The organism is Paenibacillus xylaniclasticus, from assembly GCF_004001065.1.
Taxonomy (GTDB): domain Bacteria; phylum Bacillota; class Bacilli; order Paenibacillales; family Paenibacillaceae; genus Paenibacillus_T; species Paenibacillus_T xylaniclasticus.
The window spans coordinates 22746-39819 of sequence record NZ_BIML01000019.1; the positions used below are offsets into that span (position 1 = coordinate 22746).

Annotated in this window: 14 protein-coding genes; 1 reads left to right on the forward strand and 13 read right to left on the reverse strand. The window is 49.5% G+C overall.

Annotated features, from left to right (window positions below; translation table 11 throughout):
- Positions 1-97: 97 nt before the first annotated feature.
- The 10 genes from PXY01_RS16125 to PXY01_RS16170 all read right to left on the reverse strand — a co-directional run bounded on the left by PXY01_RS16125 (position 98) and on the right by PXY01_RS16170 (position 12455).
- On the reverse strand, positions 98-1708 hold the full coding sequence (locus tag PXY01_RS16125) for a glycoside hydrolase family 26 protein (protein ID WP_127571124.1): 1611 nt from the start codon (positions 1706-1708) through the stop codon (positions 98-100).
- Positions 1709-1881: 173 nt separating this feature from the next.
- On the reverse strand, positions 1882-3900 hold the full coding sequence (gene ftsH / locus PXY01_RS16130; RefSeq protein WP_127571125.1) for an ATP-dependent zinc metalloprotease FtsH: 2019 nt from the start codon (positions 3898-3900) through the stop codon (positions 1882-1884).
- A gap of 131 nt (positions 3901-4031) precedes the next feature.
- Positions 4032-4571, reverse strand: a complete 540-nt coding sequence (gene hpt / locus PXY01_RS16135) for a hypoxanthine phosphoribosyltransferase (RefSeq protein ID WP_127571127.1) — start codon at positions 4569-4571, stop codon at positions 4032-4034.
- Positions 4572-4833: 262 nt separating this feature from the next.
- The gene (tilS, locus tag PXY01_RS16140; RefSeq protein WP_127571129.1) at positions 4834-6279 is read right to left on the reverse strand and encodes a tRNA lysidine(34) synthetase TilS; all 1446 of its coding nucleotides are present in this window, start codon (positions 6277-6279) and stop codon (positions 4834-4836) included.
- Positions 6280-6339: 60 nt separating this feature from the next.
- Complete coding sequence (locus PXY01_RS16145; protein ID WP_127571131.1) at positions 6340-7272, reverse strand: protein kinase domain-containing protein; 933 nt, start codon at positions 7270-7272, stop codon at positions 6340-6342.
- Positions 7256-7981 carry a vWA domain-containing protein gene (locus PXY01_RS16150; protein WP_127571133.1) on the reverse strand — a complete coding sequence of 242 codons (726 nt, stop codon included), beginning with the start codon at positions 7979-7981 and terminating at the stop codon, positions 7256-7258. Before PXY01_RS16150 ends, PXY01_RS16145 begins: the two co-directional genes overlap by 17 nt.
- Before the next feature lie 321 nt (positions 7982-8302).
- Complete coding sequence (locus tag PXY01_RS16155; RefSeq protein ID WP_164744461.1) at positions 8303-8848, reverse strand: VanZ family protein; 546 nt, start codon at positions 8846-8848, stop codon at positions 8303-8305.
- A gap of 31 nt (positions 8849-8879) precedes the next feature.
- Positions 8880-11249, reverse strand: a complete 2370-nt coding sequence (locus tag PXY01_RS16160; RefSeq protein WP_307719390.1) for an ABC transporter permease — start codon at positions 11247-11249, stop codon at positions 8880-8882.
- A 1-nt stretch (position 11250) separates the two neighbouring features.
- Entirely contained in the window at positions 11251-11943 is a 693-nt protein-coding gene (locus PXY01_RS16165; protein ID WP_127571139.1) for an ABC transporter ATP-binding protein, read from the reverse strand.
- A gap of 95 nt (positions 11944-12038) precedes the next feature.
- Positions 12039-12455 carry a hypothetical protein gene (locus tag PXY01_RS16170; RefSeq protein WP_127571141.1) on the reverse strand — a complete coding sequence of 139 codons (417 nt, stop codon included), beginning with the start codon at positions 12453-12455 and terminating at the stop codon, positions 12039-12041.
- Between the two features lie 340 nt (positions 12456-12795).
- Between PXY01_RS16170 and PXY01_RS16175 the strand changes: the two genes are divergently transcribed.
- Complete coding sequence (locus tag PXY01_RS16175; RefSeq protein ID WP_127571143.1) at positions 12796-13068, forward strand: hypothetical protein; 273 nt, start codon at positions 12796-12798, stop codon at positions 13066-13068.
- A gap of 231 nt (positions 13069-13299) precedes the next feature.
- Here the strand turns inward: PXY01_RS16175 and spoIIE are convergent, their stop codons facing one another.
- The 3 genes from spoIIE to PXY01_RS16190 all read right to left on the reverse strand — a co-directional run bounded on the left by spoIIE (position 13300) and on the right by PXY01_RS16190 (position 17068).
- Positions 13300-15777, reverse strand: a complete 2478-nt coding sequence (spoIIE, locus tag PXY01_RS16180; RefSeq protein ID WP_127571145.1) for a stage II sporulation protein E — start codon at positions 15775-15777, stop codon at positions 13300-13302.
- Positions 15778-16144: 367 nt separating this feature from the next.
- On the reverse strand, positions 16145-16624 hold the full coding sequence (locus PXY01_RS16185) for a S1 domain-containing RNA-binding protein (protein WP_127571147.1): 480 nt from the start codon (positions 16622-16624) through the stop codon (positions 16145-16147).
- Between the two features lie 132 nt (positions 16625-16756).
- Entirely contained in the window at positions 16757-17068 is a 312-nt protein-coding gene (locus PXY01_RS16190; protein ID WP_127571149.1) for an FtsB family cell division protein, read from the reverse strand.
- Positions 17069-17074: the final 6 nt, after the last annotated feature.

The window sequence follows — 17074 nt, forward strand, 5'->3', positions numbered from 1 at the left end:
CATTCGTTATGTTTGAAGAATGGGTTGAGAAAAGGGGCAAACCAGAAAATCAGTCTGTTTCACTGACTTTCCGGTTCGCCCCTTCTTCACCCAACCACTATTTGACCGTAACGGCCGTCTTCTGTGTCGTAACCAGCTTGCCGGCCGTATCATACGCTTTAACCACAACATCAATCTTCTTGCCATGATACGGTTTGAAGTTGATTTTCACGCTCCAAGGCAGCTGTGTCGAGGATGCGACTGTCTTGCCGCCAATTTCGTACGTTACTTTGCTCAGCACTGGTGTCCACGTCTTCATATAAGCCGAAATGGTCTGTACATCTGCCGAAATTGTCGAGCCGCTCACTTTCCGGTAAGCGATCGTCGATTCCTCACCAATCGAACTGAGATAGAACGGGCTGGCAATCGACGTTTTGTACGCATCCAGAAGCTTTGCATTCGCGGACAGCATATAATACTTGACTCTATTAGAAGAGTCATGGTTGCTATCGAAGTAGAATACCCCTTTCACCTTCGGATACACCATCGGCAGCGTAAGGTAGAACTGCTTCAGCTGGTAGCTTGCCCATCCCGTCTTATCCTGCAGCTTCTCTGGGTACATGTAAGCTACGCCGCCTTCCGAGATAAACACCGGTTTCCTCTGGGCATAGTGCTTATAAATATAATCGAACTTGTCCAGATGGCTGGCGCGGTCCTCCCCTGCCTTGAGAGGATCAAGCGTCGGATTAAAGATCGAGTAGACGCTTACGCCCACCCAGTCTACATAGGCATCGCCCGGATAATATTCCTCGATATTATACTCTGGGGACGCCCCAGGCGCCCATACCATCGCCACATTGTTCGGCGCTTCCTTGTGCATCACATTCGCGACAAGACGGAATTTCTCGATATACTTGTCCGGGTCGCCGTGCCACGGCACCCAATTACCATTCATCTCATTCGCAAAGCGGAGAAACACATTGACACCGGATTCGGCAATATCTCGGGCGAACTGATGCAGATACTCATTATCCTGCACCTGATCCAGTCCTTGCATCGGCTGAATACCGAGCTGGAGCGCTGTTCCGTTCGCACGCGCATGCTCTAGATGGCTCTTCAGCGTCGACAACGGCTTTCCATATGTAAAATAGAGCAAATACGCCGCATGCTTCTTGCCTGTCATTGCGGGAAAGGCCTCCGTATAAAACGGCTTGCCCGTCTTGGCGTTATGAACAGCCGAATCAAGCTCCGCATATGCGCCGATGTACGCACCATTCTTCGGCTCAAAGATCTCACCATGATAATTTGTTTTGCCTGCAGCCGCTGCGTCGATCTGCACGTACAATTGAACGCTGCTGCGCAGCATGTTCGCCTTGCGCTTAGCCGCCAGACTCACCTGCAGCTGTCCGGCCTTGTCGGCATACAATGCCTCCTTGTCCCAGCTCGCTACCGCCTCATCATACTTCTTCAGCTTCGCATAGTCATTTCCGATATTACGATACATATTCGTCGCATTGCCGTACTCCTTATTCTTAACGAACTCTTCGGCAATGATCTTATACTTCGCTATCGCTTCCGCATATTTCCCTTTTGCGTCAAGCTGCTGGGCCTCTTTGTAAACGGCCCACACATTGAGCGCATATGCGCTGCCCGCTGGCCACACTGCAATAATCAGCAATGCCGCGACTGCTGCCAGCGCAAATTTTCTCCACTGTCTTCCCTCTCCCACTGTATCGATCCCCCATCTGATAGGTCTTAGCTATGCTGTGAACAACGGGATAAGTTTACCATACGCTTTAGTGGACTTAAAGGGATTACACATATAAAAATGAAGGCTCAGCCCCTCTAGCCGCTGCTAAAGGATCTAAGCCTTCTTCAATTCAACTTAGGCAAGCTTGCTCTCTATACCTTGTCAGAGCCGGAGCCGCCCTCGTCTTCGCCGTTATTCGTTGTATCGCTTACCGGTCCTGCAGCTTCGTCCTCTTTGGTCTGAATGCGTACCTTCACGCCGCCGATCGGATCGATCTTTACGTCGTTGCGGGACTCTTCAGATGACGAGGAGTTCTCGAGAGCTGGCGGCAGTTCGCCGTCGATCGTGCCGGTCTCGATCAAACGCTTGATCTGATCGAGCTCCAGCGTCTCTTCGCTGAGGAGCGTCTGTGCAATCAAATGCACTTCTTTCGATTTCTCAGTGAGCAGGTTCTTCGCGCGCGTATAGCACTCGTTAATCAAACGCTGCATCTCCTGATCGATCTCATACGCGATAGTATCGGAATAGTTCTGCTCGTGTCCAATATCGCGTCCAAGGAACACTTGGCCTTGCGAATTGCCGAACTGCATCGGGCCGAGCTTCTCGCTCATCCCGTATTCCATAATCATGCTGCGTACGATGCCAGTCGCTTGCTTGAAATCGCTGTAAGCGCCCGTTCCGACTTCGCCGATAAACAGCTCTTCGGCTACGCGGCCGCCCAGCAGCCCTGTTACTTTATCCAGCAGCTCCTGCTTCGTTACGAGCATGCGGTCTTCCTTCGGCATCATAATGACGTAACCGCCAGCCTTACCGCGCGGAATAATCGTAACCTTATGAACCATATCGGCATGCTCGAGGAAGTAACCGACGATCGTGTGACCCGCTTCGTGGTAAGCGACGATGCGCTTCTCGCGGTCGCTGATGACGCGGCTGCGCTTCTCCGTACCGACGATTACACGGTCGATCGCTTCGTCGACCTCGACCATTGCAATATCCTTCTTGTTGCGGCGAGCTGCCAGAAGCGCTGCTTCGTTCAGCAGGTTCTCCAGATCGGCGCCGGTAAAGCCCGTCGTCCGCTTCGCAATAATGTCGAGCTTGACGTCCTTGGAGAGCGGCTTGTTGCGCGCATGCACCTTCAATACCGCTTCGCGGCCTTTCACATCCGGGCGGTCTACCGTAATCTGACGGTCGAAACGGCCTGGACGGAGCAAAGCCGGGTCTAGAATGTCCGGACGGTTCGTCGCCGCGACGATAATAATACCTTCGTTCGCACCGAAACCATCCATCTCGACGAGCAATTGGTTGAGTGTCTGCTCGCGCTCGTCGTGACCGCCGCCAAGACCTGCGCCCCGCTGGCGACCGACAGCGTCGATCTCGTCGATAAAGATAATACAAGGAGAATTCTTCTTCGCATTCTCGAACAAATCGCGAACGCGGGATGCACCTACGCCGACGAACATTTCAACAAAGTCAGAGCCAGAGATGCTGAAGAACGGTACGCCAGCCTCGCCTGCGACAGCACGAGCAAGCAGCGTTTTACCGGTACCCGGAGGACCTACGAGCAGGACGCCCTTCGGAATACGCGCACCGACCGCTGTGAACTTGCGAGGGTCTTTCAAGAACTCGACGACCTCAACAAGCTCCTGCTTCTCCTCGTCCGCACCAGCCACGTCCTCGAACGTAACGCGCTTCTTCTCTTCATTGTATAGACGAGCACGGCTTTTGCCAAAGTTCATCACTTTGCCGCCGCCGCCCTGCGCCTGATTCATCAAGAAGAAGAACAGGATAAAGATAATCACGAAAGGAATGATAGATGTCAGCAGCGTGAGCCACATGCTCTCGCCCTTCATCTTCTTATACTTGATTTCAAAGTGATTACGCTCCGAAGCATCGGCAATTTCTTGTGTAACAAACTCGTCGACGCTGGTTCGGGTATAAAATTTCTTCGTGTTGGCTTCCGGCGGGTTTCTATATTCACCAGTGACCAAATAGGAATAGCCATCAAATTGAAGATCCAAGCTTTTAATGTTGTCCGAGCTAAGTGCTTGCCGGAACTCATCGTAGCGGATTTCGGCTGATGAGTCGTTTTGGTTGCTGATAAAATGGACAATCCCCACGGTCACCAAAAAAATAAGTAAATAAAATCCAGTGTTCCGGATGATTCGATTCATCCCCAACCTCCTCTCGAGACGCTTTAAATATTTTACCATAGCATGACTTTCCATCACAATAGAAGACGGACGTTGCCATACTTAGGTGAATCGCATAACCATCGGGCGCGTTCCTTCGCGAGAAGAGTATATTACTTACTGTATACTTCAGGCTTCAGGATGCCAACGAACGGCAGATTGCGGTAACGCTCTGCATAATCGAGACCATAGCCGACGATGAACTCATCCGGGAGGATGAAGCCCTTATAGTCTGCCTCCAGCTCGACAGTCCGGCGGGCCGGCTTGTCAAACAGCGTGACGACTGTCACCGACTTCGCATTACGGCGTTCCAGCACATCGATCAAATAGCTTAATGTAAGGCCGCTGTCAATAATATCTTCTACAATCAGCACCTCACGACCTTCAACAGTGACGTCCAGGTCCTTGATGATTTTGACTACGCCAGACGACTTGGTAGATGCACCGTAGCTCGATACAGCCATGAAATCAATTTCCAAAGGTATATTTAGTTGTTTAACCAGATCCGCCATAAAAATAAACGCGCCTTTCAGGACGCAGATCACTAGCGGAGTCCGCCCTTCGAAATCGTGGCTGAGCTGTTCGCCTAGCTCCTTAATCTTGTTCTGAATCGTCTCGGCATCAAAAAGAACTTCCTGGATATCGTTTAGCAAAATGGTTCCTCCTAAAGATTAAGCGTATTGCTTCGGTCGGTATTGCGGCCGGAGCGAAGCTTAAGCTGCTTCGTAAGCATTCGCTTAGATTAAGCGTATTGCTTCGGTCGGTATTGCGGCCGGAGTGAAGCTTAAGCTGCTTCAAAAGCATGACCTTAGATTAAGCGTGTACTGAGACATTGCTGAGATACTTTACCCTCAAGCTGCTCCCGCCCTAATCGGGATAGCTTGTAACTTATATGTATGATCATACAAGGGCCGCTTATTCAAGGTTCGTTGCGAAAGGTACAGCATGAATGCAAAGCAGACTCGTCGTGTCCGGCGTTACCGGCGCAACTGCTGAACGTCTTGCTCCTGGAATCCATAACAGCTTCCCTTCCGCATCAACGAGCAATGGCATTCGGTCTCGGATGGACGGTGGAATCTTTAGATCAACGAACATATCTTGCACCTTTTTCGTTCCTTTTAATCCAAATACGCTCATCCGATCACCCGGCCTGCGGTTGCGTACGATGAGCGGGTAAGCAAGCTTATCCGCATCGAATGCTGCCATATACGGCCCGCGCTCCACGGCTGCCGCGGCGTCGTGCGTCAGCCGGAACGTCATTCCCCCTTCCGGAATATGAACGATTCCGTTCTCCCCATTAAGCGTGTACGCATACGGCGGACAAGGCTCTTGCGCCTCTCTTCCACGGCATACCCATCGCAATCGGTCGTACTCACGGTCGAACCGGATTCCTGCACCTGCGTCCATGCCCCATGTCGATGGAGACTCGTCCGACGCTGCACTTCTCATTCTCTCAATCTGCTCAAATTCCGCGCCGTCACCGGGCGCTAGACCAGCCGTTTCCATGGAGAGATAATTTAATATTAGTTTAATCAATCTCCTTTGTAAAGCGACAGGAAGGCTCATCAGGTCCACTCGATTCAGTTCAAACGTCGGCCCCGGGCAGCGCTTGACCAGATGCTTGAAAGCCCGCTGCGCCTCCTGCTGCATCCACTCGTTCTCCGCCGCTGCAATCTCAGAAAGTCGGTTCAAGGATACCGTCAATTGTGGATTATATTGAGATAGCAGAGGAAGAACATCAAGCCGCAGCTCATTACGCCAATAATCACGCTTCAGGTTACTGCTATCAATCGCGAACGGAATTCCATATTGCTTCACATAGGCTTCTAGCTCTGTCTTGTAAATACGCAGCAGCGGGCGGATTAGTTCCACGTTTTTATCGACCCTGCGAACCGGAATTCCCGCTAAGCCGCTTGTGCCTGTGCCTCTTAACAATCGCATTAATACCGTCTCCGCCTGATCATCAGCATGGTGAGCAAGTGCAATGCGTGACGCGCCGCTCTTCTTGGCAACCTGATGGAGAAATTCATACCGCTTGATGCGAGCTGCGAGCTGTCCGTTTAATCCTGTTTCTTCAATATATGTTGGCATATCAAGCTTAATCGATTCAAATGAAATGCCCGAGCTTCGGGTGTATGCCTCCACCATAGCAGCCTCATTCTCTGATTCCTTCCCTCGAAATCCGTGATCGACATGTGCAGCAATCAACTGCAGCCGGTCGATAGCCGCCGCCCTATGCATCAAATGAAGCAGCGCCATCGAATCCGGCCCTCCGGATACGGCCACGACAATCGTATCCCCTTCGCCCCATAACCCATCCGCTTCTTTGGCCGCCATTAACCGCTTCAGCAACTCATCCATGCTGTGCCTAATCCCCTTCGTTAATCGAATGCAACTGCTACCATGCAGATCATTCCGACTCTATCCACCAAGCCACAGCCAGACAGCTGCACTTGCTGCGACGCACGCCGATAGCAGAAACAGTCCTTTCACCCATGCCGGGACAGGCTGCACCATTTTATGCGTATCGGAACGGGTCACAAGCCGCTGCCACGACGCAGCCGCCTCCCTAGTATCGGCAAAGCCGCCTGTCAGGGCTCTGTTCAGCCAGCCGACGAAAGGGCGCAGCGCCGAGTTACTCTGCGCCAGGCGCAGCAGCTCCTCAGGCGAGCGATTCTGTGGAAGCAATTGATGCGGAAGCAGCTGCAATCTTTTGCTGTCAAACAGCTGAATACATAGCACTGCAAACGAGAATAGATCATATCCCGCATCCGCCGTTCTCGTCCCTGCATTCCAATAACCGCGGTCATAAATTTCGGTAAACTGACGTACACCCTTGCCGAAGCCGGTCAAGCCTCCGTAATCGACCAGTTCGACCCGCCCATACTCCGCTACGAGAATGTTCTCTACCTTTAAGTCGCCGAATGCCCACCCTGCCTCATGGAGATCACCGAGCTTGCGAAGCAGATTGTACATCGCCAGAGGAAACCATTGCGTCCCTGCCTTCGCTAGAAACCCCGACAGCGTTGAGCCGCGAACGTACCGCATGACATAGAATGGAAACTCCTTGCCCGCTTCGAGCACAGCATCGTCTACATCGACAAGAAACGGCTCGAGGTCGGGCCGTTTCGATCGTTTCTGCAGGTCGAGCGATTGCAGTACATTGATTTCCGACTGAAGATCGACAGCATCGGCGCCGATTTTCAATGCGTACCAAGTCTTGTCCCGCTGTACCAGATATACTTTGCCATTCGCTCCTTCGCCGAGCAGACGCTCCACGTGGTATGCGGCCCCTCTCCACTTGCCTGTCACGACCGATCCACGGCCGAGGGTGAAATTAAACGACGTAGTCACTCATCATCCCGTCCGTTTCGTCTCTGCTATCCCTACGATAATCCCCTTGACGGTAAAAATCAATGACCTGCATAATCGCCGGGCCTGTCGGCGTCGTGCCTCTCATCTGAAGTTTAGGAAAAATCGACTGCACTCCGGTCAGATCATTCGTCCAATCCAGGTCTAGCGTGCAATCGTCACCGTATCCTGATCCTGGAAAGTGGAACACAGCCAGCTCGCTTGCTCCTTGCCTTGATCTCAGACTTAACATCAGATCCCGAATTGCCTCCTCGACAGCCGCCAGCTTAGGCTTCATACTTGCGCTGGCATCGATAAGAAGAGCGACGCGCAGCTTCGCCGACTCGCCAAGCTCATCCATGACGCGCACAACCTCGCTGCGCTTGTCCGGCGGAAGCGATTCGATCGACGACTGGCCGAGCACTTGCTTCAGTTCCTTATGCACCGCCTGCTGTATCGTCTGCATAACTGTCTTGCGCGTCATCATTTGAACCGTTTGCGACAGCTGCTTCGTGTGTACAAGTCGGCTCATGCCGCCTCCCGCTCTTGCAATCTCTTCGATCTCCGACGCTCCGAACTCGCCCACATCACTCTGGTCGATTACTCCCACTACGTTGACCGTAATCGCTTCCGAATACGCATGCGCCGCCGCCACGACCGGACTGACCCCTACGTTCGAGCAGCCGTCCGTAATTAATAGAATCTGCTTCATCGCGTACCTCCTAGCCGTATTGAGACTGTGCGAGTGCATCTATTAGTTGTCTCTATTAGCTTTGCCAGATTAAGAACAGAATAGACGCATCGGATGTTGCGACATTAAGCGTGTTTTTAGAGTACGCCGCCGCTAAGACTTGCACCCTTTGTTATTGCACACGCGTCTCGTTACATAACAGCATCAAAGGGGCTATCCTAATAATGGAGCAGCTACGTTGTGGAGATCGCTGATATAAAATAAAGAAATGGCGATGCAAGGGCTCAACGATCCCCGCATTGCCACCTCTAATTGGCTGCTCCCCTTTCATACCGCACTATACTAAGCCGTTCTTCGAACGTCTGCACGGAGACGAATGCGTCTAGGAACAGCCACTATCGCGGCATAGTACCCCATTATCGTGCCGCAAGTATTTAGCAATACATCATCAATATCAATTGTTCGCATGCCTAAACCAAGCTGATAGAAAACAAACTGCGCAGCCTCAATAAATACTGAAGTTCCTACAGCGTATACAACAATATGAAGCCGCGGTATTCGAAAACCGAGCGCCGCGAATAGTCCGAGCGGTATCGTAATCGCAATATTTCCGACTAGATTCTTAACTGCAATGGACGGAATGTTGTAGTTCAGATACCCGAGGATTGTTTTGAACGGAACCCAATTATATAACAAATAGTCGACTGGAAGTGCCCCGTAGATCCACACAATATAGAATAGAGCTGCCAAGTAGCAAACAAAACCGAAGCGAAGCCAATCGTTCATCGGGTTATACCTGACTATCTTAATCAGCAGCAGTCGAACGATTATATACAATATAATAATTGGGAGCGCAAACCATACGAGCCTTTCAGCTTCTATCAGCACTTGCCTTTCTCCTTTCATCTGGACAAATCGACTATCCCGAAACTCTCAGCAACCGGGCAATAGAATCGCTCTTTACCCTCTTATATAACGACAGCACAGCCAGCGTGATGATTGAGCCTGCGGACAGCAATATGGTCAGTAGAACCTGGACATAGCTCAACGTAGAATAGGAAGGTGAAACTAACAGCAAGAACAGAACATACAGTGCACTGCTTAATACCGCTGCGATGAGGAAGTAAATGTACGCCTCACTGCATAACAGCTTAAAGACCTGTCCAGGCTGCATGCCCAGCGATCTGTAAATCCCCCAGTATCTCCTTTGCAATTTATATTTAAATAGTAATACTACATATATGCAAAACCCTGATGACAACATGGTGATGTAAAATACCAGAGAACCGATAAACGACATAAAGCCAGGTAATCTGCCGTTCTCCTGCTTAAGGTCCGGTATATACTGAAACAGGCTGCCCGGAACTCCGAGCGTCATATCATACACTTGGTTATACAGGTTATTTTTTTGTTCCGCCGTTAAATGATCTTCCAAATAAATAGACAAATCTTTATACCCGGCCGTTATTCCGTTCTGAATAGCAGAATCCTCGTTTAAAATGACAACCAACTGATTGGTGCCGCTGTCTATATCGGTCGGGATATCACCGAAACTGGAATCGATGACAGCCGCCACAGTGTAATCCCAGCTTCTCTTATCATACCCTCCCTGGCCGTTCAATTTTATTTTGGATAAGGTCACCGTACCGCCCAGCCATTCATTCGCCTCTTCCGCTAGGAAGTCGGGAGAATAAATGACTGCCGAGTTAACGGCCTCAGCCTCACTTAAATGAAAAGCACGAGTCATTTCATTCGTGTTCATCAAAACATATTCCACATCAGGACCGCCGCTTACCGAATATAGTTGTTGATCACCTGTAAATCGACCTTGATTAATTGTGATTTTAACATCATTCATAAATGGCTCTTTCACCACAAGCTTTATCCCGTCCAACGACTCAAGCTTGTCTACAGCTTGACTCGTAAAGACACGTTCCTCTGACACTAAAACTCGATGACCTTCAATCTGTCTGGATATGATATTCTCTTGTGAGGTCAGGTAATAATCGATGTCCGTATTCCAAATTCCGGCTGCTTCTTTGGCGTATACAATAGAAACAAGAACAATGAGGATCGAGCAGGCTAGAGATAGCACCAGAAAGATAATTTGCTTGGGGAACAGGCCGAGCTGCATCAACAGCTGCTTGCGCTCGAATTTCCTTATTGAGGTCATATATTGCAGAACGCGCTTAGATATGCTGCCAGGATTGATTAGAGCAGCTCCAATGGTCCCCTTATTGTTCACAATAGATGCTAATGCAGAAACAATTGCAATGGAGTAAACGAGAACACTCCAAAGCAGGATGGCAGGAACGATTTCTTTCATTACACTTGTATTAAATACTGACATCTTATAAGTGCTGCGGGTAATTGCAAGATGAGCCGCGATAATAATGGGGATAGAAATGATGCTGCTGCCGATAAACATCATGGATATCTGTATGACAGACAGCCTGCCCAAATGTCCTGATGTTGCTCCAACCGTCTTGAGGACAGAAAATTTCTGGCGATTATTGTAATAATAAAACGAGAACAACGTCAAAATCTGAATGGCCGAGGTGACCAAAATCGCCAATTGCAATGCTGTAGAAATATTTTTTAGATTGCGGGCTTCCAACAATCCTTTATTAAACAACCTCTCGTTAAGAAAGCCCTGGCTCCCCTCTCTTGATATTATTCTCATCATCATCTCAATGTTCTGGTTAACGCTCTGAGAACGGTCATACCCCACTACATAATTGCTGGACATCCTTATACCTGTCTCACTGGATGAGAGAAATATGCTCGGAAATGATGTAACACCAGAATACAGCCTAGACGTGTAGTTTTCGACGATGCCTACCAGCCTAAATTCTTTATTGTCTCCTTGAATCGGAATCACTGCAGACTCCCCAACATGCCAATCGGGAAATAGCGTCTTTAAATAGTAGCTCTCGACCGCTGCTTCCCCAGCCTTCTTAGGAAATCGCCCTTCAACTAGCTCGATATTGCCAATTGATATAAATTTCTCATCTACTGCGCCGAGTACAACCTTTCTATCCTTTAGGATGATCGGTTTTGTTGTCTTATACAACCCCACTGGCAATCCGAGAGACGCTGATTCTGCATTCGCTGCATCTGTAATGGCTCCGGAATACCCCCCGTATTGTTTCATCGTATTATTAAGCAGTGTTTGCTTAATGGACTCCGTCGAAGTGATAACCGAAACCAATACCGCAATCGTAAAGGCTAAAGATATTATCGTTAGAACTGTCCAGTTGCTCCTTTGAAGCAATAGCTTGAACGCCATTCTATACACGTTCCACACCCTCTTCAAGCTGTTCCACGACTCCGTCACGAATGAACAGATTCTCATGCGGATACTGAATCGCTCGGTTCTCATGAGTAACCATTAACAAGGTTGCTTTTCTAACCAAAACACTTTTCATTAGCAAATCAAACACATTGCTTGAGTTAGTGGAGTCGAGGTTACCTGTAGGTTCATCGGCAAAGATAATATCCGGTTGGGTAATTAACGCTCGTGCAATAGCGACCCTTTGCTGTTCCCCGCCAGATAGCAGGTAAACTTCTTTATGTAACAATGATCCAATCGCTAACTCGTCCGACAAGTCCTTTACATCGCGGTCGGTTAGAGTCAATTTCGGATTAAAATATTTAGGCAGCAGGATATTTTCCTTCGCCGATAATTCGGGTATGAGGTTAAAAGATTGAAAAACAAATCCGAAGCTTTTATTGCGAATAAGTGCCTGCTCCTTCTCGGAGAGATCGTAGATTGACCGCTGCTTATAATTTACACTTCCGGTGTCTGGCTTACTCATGCCGCCCAATATATTCAATAAGGTCGTCTTGCCCGACCCGCTTTTTCCTCTAATCAGATATATTTTATTTTCTTGAAAATTTAAATACACATTTTTTAGCTCCTGATGGTCGCTATTAGGATTATATTTTCTACTAATTGATCTAGCGGTAAGAATATCCCCCATACGTAACGGTTCTCCTTAGAGTCAGTGTAGACTGCTATATTGGCAAAAGAGAAAGCAATCCCGCTTCATGCAGGGCTGCTTTCTCTCTGTGTATCCTATTGCTTAATATAACCTATTCCATCTATAAAATCGCTGCCCCCGCCATTCTTAGTCACCTTTACGACATAGTCCCCTTTACTTACAACTCCAAAGTTCTTAGAATATGAATTTCCATCTGCTTTTATTCCCGAAACACTATATTCCGTAAACAAACCTTTTATAATGGATACTGTAAAATTATCCTTATTACTGCTGATCTTTTGACCTTCATACCCGGAGCTATAGTCATAGTCATAGGATTGAGCAGTAACATCCGTCGAAGTTGACTTATTATCCAGCGAATGTTCGGTCTTACCTTTTATGCTGTATGAAATCGTAAATGAATATTTACCGCTATACGCCGATACAGACAAAGCCCCCAGAAATAAAGAACTAACAACAGCACCAACAATCAACTTACTTCTAAGCGCCACTTATAAATTCCCTCCATCCAATTTAATGAGTGTAATATTAGCTAATAATTACAATAAAAGGTTAAATCATTCTATCTATATAAGTCAATGTATTTTCTAATATTGGTAATTTATTACTAGTTTTGCGCAGTAACCCGCCCCTTCAGCCATAGGCCAGCAACAGGCCAAATAGCCCGATCGATGTGAGCGTCTCGAGACCGCTCACGTCAATCGGGCTTTCATAACTTGCATGCCGAGACGCACGAATGGGCACGTTCTCGGCGGATTCATTATAACAGCCGGGAGATAAGCTTATGCCAACCTCCAGCAGCCTTCCCTGACTGAACCTGGAGGCACCCGAATGGGCGGGCTGCTTCGTCGTAATTTACGGGAGGAGGTAGTATGGGCTGCCAGCCAATCGGTACCCATTCGCATTCGGACCGTGTGTGCCGCGGCGATCCGCCGCCGCGTTCGTATGCGCATTCGCGCTTTCGGATGCCCAGGCGCTCGTGTCGACCGTTTTGGTTCCGCTTGTGCTTGGGTCAACCGCACTGGCAATGGTAACGGCAGCCGCGTTAGTAAAGACCCCGCGAGCGGCATCAAAGGCTGTACCCCAGCAGCGTGCTGGACATAGCGGACCTCTGATGATGACTCTTTATTAACCTCTTTAGTCTCTATTAACATTACAGACTCTAGTGACTTCATTGGCTCTATTGACTCTATTGACTCTATTGACTCTATTGACTCTACCGGCTCTATCGCTTCCACTACAGCCGGCTTCTGCTGCTCCTCCTGCACATTCCGCTGGCGACTTACCTTCTCCCTCGATACTCTCTTCCCATTCACACTGACTCTCCACTTCATATTAGCTCACCGTCCTTGGGCGCTCAAAGCGCGGAATACCGGTCCAGCGAAAAGTCGCCCATTCCGGCTGATGCTTGTCCACTCTTGCGACAACGACCGTCATATCGTCCACTATATCGCCCTTATGATGACGCACAACTCTGTCGAGCAGCGTGTCGGCGATTTCTTGCGGCTCGGTTGCGTTAATCTCTTGAATGATCCGCTTCATCCACATCTCCTTGTTCACCGCATGTCCAGGCGCATCATAAATGCCGTCGGTCATCATAATGAGCGTATCGCCCGGCTGGAGCTGCATCGTGATGAGATCGACATCAATGTCCTGCAGAATGCCGATTGGAAGGTTGTTCGCCGTTACCGGAATCACCTCGTTACCCCGTTTAATGAAGCTTGGCGTCGAGCCGATCTTCAAGAACGTCGTCTTGGCCGTATACATATCGATCAAAGCAACATCAACCGTGGCGAATACTTCATCAGGTGAGCGCAGCAGCAGCACTGAATTAACCGATTTAATCGCCAGCCGCTCGTCCATTCCAGATTGAAGCAGCTGTTGTAAAATGGTTAACGCCGTACTGCTTTCCAGCCGCGCCCGCTCACCGTTGCCCATACCGTCGCTGATTGCGACCGCAAATTTGCCATTCCCAAGCTCAATAGTGCTGAAGCTGTCACCTGACAGCAGGTCGCCTCCTTTAGCCACACCGGCTACCCCAGTTTCCACTTCAAATTCCTTCGCCGAACCAAATGTCACAAGCGCTGGCTCACCCGGCTTTTCCGGATAACGCTCCGACTTGACCGCAATATGCTCGCCAAGTATGTCTGTCAGCAGCGGCGCAATAATTTTACGGCATTCGTCGTACCCCCTCGCGAACGTATGGTACACCTCAACCTCGACATTCCCCTCCTCCAAACTAATAATATCGATGCCGCTGATCGACAGCCCAAGTCCCTCTAACGCCTCCCGAATTTGCTCCTCCTGCAGGTGAAGCATCTGCCCCTCTCGCTTAATCTCCTTCGCTAAATCCTCCATCACCTGCGACACACCCGACAATTGATCCGCGACCAACTGGCGGGATTCAATAATTTGTTTCTTCCAATGCTGATCGTTCTTGTACAGCTCATACTGCTGCTGCATAACACCAATGACCTGCTGCGGCTTTACGCAGTGCGTCGTCCACTCTCTTGGCATATCTTTATTCGCAAGCTTCTTCCCTTCTTCTACAGATGTCATCATATCGGTCATAAGCTTGTACGTTTGATAGAACTTTCCTTCCCAGCACATACTACGGCGATGGCAGGATTGGCAGCTTCTTTCCGCAACCGCATTCATGAAATGATTGAATTTCTCCTCTTTCTTCACCGCCTCGACTGCTCCATTCAGCTGACCAAAGCTCTTCGACAGCTGGCGGAACACCTCCGAGAACTGCTCGACGCGCTCAGCGGTCACTTGACGCACCCGTCGAGCATACTCGTGCTGGGATTTAACATGCTCCTGCGTACCTGGCACATATCTAGAGATCATGCGAGTCATAATGCGTGGGGTTAATAGGAACAGCACGGCAGCGGCAACTGATTCATAAGTGGATGACATAACGTCCGATTGATTGCCAATATATATGGACAAAATAGAAGTGCCGAGCAGCATACCGAACGATACTGCCATTTTACCTCCGTCACGCATAAGTCCAGCCAGCAAGCCTGCGAAGGCAAGCAAGCTCATCTGTACGATTGCATTAAAATCAGCGAGGCTTAAGATAAGTCCAGCCACGACTCCGACTGAGGCGCCAAGCGGCGCTCCGCCGGCGAAGGCGAACAACAGCAGCATGTAACGAGACATGACATGCTCGCAAGACATGCCGCTAATGCTCCAGCCAACCGCCCCTGTCATAATCGAAGCCATCAGAATCATAAGACAAATGATCTCTTCGTTGCGCAGCCCGCTCGTCCGCTTCGTCATCGTCATCACAGGAATCGCCTGAACGAATACAAGCGTCAGCACAAAGGACAGTGACGCTTCAACGACGATCATCAACAAATCATACCAGCCGAGCAGATTATCAATGACAGTACCGAACAGCTGAACGAGTAGCGTAGAGATAAACACGAGCAGCGGCGCATAGGACAGCTCGGCTTTCTCATAAGCTTCAAGCCCTTTCACCAATAAGAAAACGACCGCAAGCTCCATTGCAATCCAAACGGGCGAAGGAACGGGAGAGAAGAAGCTTCCCGCGACAAGCGCTACACCTGCCCAGAAGCTAGCATCTCTTCTCAAAAAATACAAAACGGCGAAATAGGCAGCGGCAAACGGCATGAGCGATTCCAATAAGACAGCTCGTCCCAGCAGAAATCCGACGACAACTAGAAGGATTGTCCACTTCTTAGCGGCAATGAATTGGAACAGCTTGCGGCTGGCAGCCCAATCTCTCCCCTTGCGGACCGCGCGCTGCACTACAGCCGTTCCTGCCTGCTGTACATCTGGAAACATGATCAGCTTGCTCCTCTCTTTCACGAGACACACCACCATTTCCGAATTAATGTGAGTCCCATTATAGAGGCCTGTTTTTATAAAGTTTGTCACAACTCGTTCATTGCAGCTAATTTTTTTCCGACAAAACGTTCTTCGCGCCGCACGCTTGTCGGCAACGTGTTCGTTCAGGCCCAGACTGGGTTTGAATGCGATTGCCAGGAGGACTTGCGCGTATCCCGTCGCTGGAGACGACACGATCCGTGTGGCAATAAGCGTCCTCTATTGTCGGGATTACCGGAGTTTCAGGGGAAAGTTTTTGGAATACGACTCCATAACGCAAAAAAAGCAGAACCCGTAGGTTCTGCTTTGCATCCGCATTATGATGTTATACCCGCTTGGCACCGCGACCGCCGCGTTTGCCCTCGGTATTCTTCTTGAGGGAAGAAATGCGTTCTTCACTGTCTTTCAGGAAGCGCGACATTTTGTCTTCGAATGACGGTTTTCCATACGGCGCTTTACCAGAGGATGACTTGAACGGGCGTCCGCCGCGGTCTTGTCCACCGCCGCCGCCACGATTAAATCCGCCTGGACGCGGCTCGCGCGCTTGCGGTGCCAGTTGACCTTCTGGCCGGTCGATTGCCTGTTTAATGGATAAGCCGATCTTGCCGTCCTTGTCGACATTAATGACTTTCACCTTAACAATGTCATCTAACTTCAGGTGATCCTTGACGTCCTTAACGTAGTTGTCGGCTATCTCGGAGATATGAACAAGACCCGTCACGCCTCCAGACAAATCGACGAATGCTCCGAAATGCGTGATGCCTGTCACTTTCCCCTCTAACTTTGCGCCCACTTCAATTGCCATAAAAGAAAACGTTCCTCCCTAAGGAATTATACATGACGGTCCTTAAATAAAAGACCTTACTAAAAATGATTATAGCTTACCGAAGAAAGCAAGGTCAACAGACGAAAAACCCGATTTGATAAGGTTTAGCGTCTATTCGGTCACCTCAATCACTTTCTCGCCCTCGCGCACCATCCCCTGCTTATTGGCTAGCTGGCCGATATATTCAGGATCGTGAAGACGCTCGATTTCCTGCTTAAGGTTAGCAATCTGCCGTTCGGTGGCCGCCTTCTCCGACTTCGCTTCGGACAGCCTTCCGGACTCGACATTCAGCCGATGCTCTTGGTTAATCAGCGCGTACAATGCCCAGCACGAGAAGATTACAATTCCGGCAATATAGAACCGCATACGCCGCTTTGTCCCGGATGCCGCCGATTGCCCCGATTGTCGTCTTTCATTCGCCATGAACAC

Coding starts and splice junctions, on each gene's coding strand:
- ftsH (WP_127571125.1), bottom strand. CDS start 3,900: ATGAATCGAATCATCCGGAACACTGGATTTTATTTACTTATTTTTTTG.
- tilS (WP_127571129.1), bottom strand. CDS start 6,279: ATGGATGAGTTGCTGAAGCGGTTAATGGCGGCCAAAGAAGCGGATGGG.
- PXY01_RS16150 (WP_127571133.1), bottom strand. CDS start 7,981: ATGAAGCAGATTCTATTAATTACGGACGGCTGCTCGAACGTAGGGGTC.
- PXY01_RS16160 (WP_307719390.1), bottom strand. CDS start 11,249: ATGGCGTTCAAGCTATTGCTTCAAAGGAGCAACTGGACAGTTCTAACG.
- PXY01_RS16165 (WP_127571139.1), bottom strand. CDS start 11,943: ATGGGGGATATTCTTACCGCTAGATCAATTAGTAGAAAATATAATCCT.
- PXY01_RS16175 (WP_127571143.1), top strand. CDS start 12,796: ATGGGCGGGCTGCTTCGTCGTAATTTACGGGAGGAGGTAGTATGGGCT.
- spoIIE (WP_127571145.1), bottom strand. CDS start 15,777: ATGTTTCCAGATGTACAGCAGGCAGGAACGGCTGTAGTGCAGCGCGCG.
- PXY01_RS16185 (WP_127571147.1), bottom strand. CDS start 16,624: ATGGCAATTGAAGTGGGCGCAAAGTTAGAGGGGAAAGTGACAGGCATC.
- PXY01_RS16190 (WP_127571149.1), bottom strand. CDS start 17,068: ATGGCGAATGAAAGACGACAATCGGGGCAATCGGCGGCATCCGGGACA.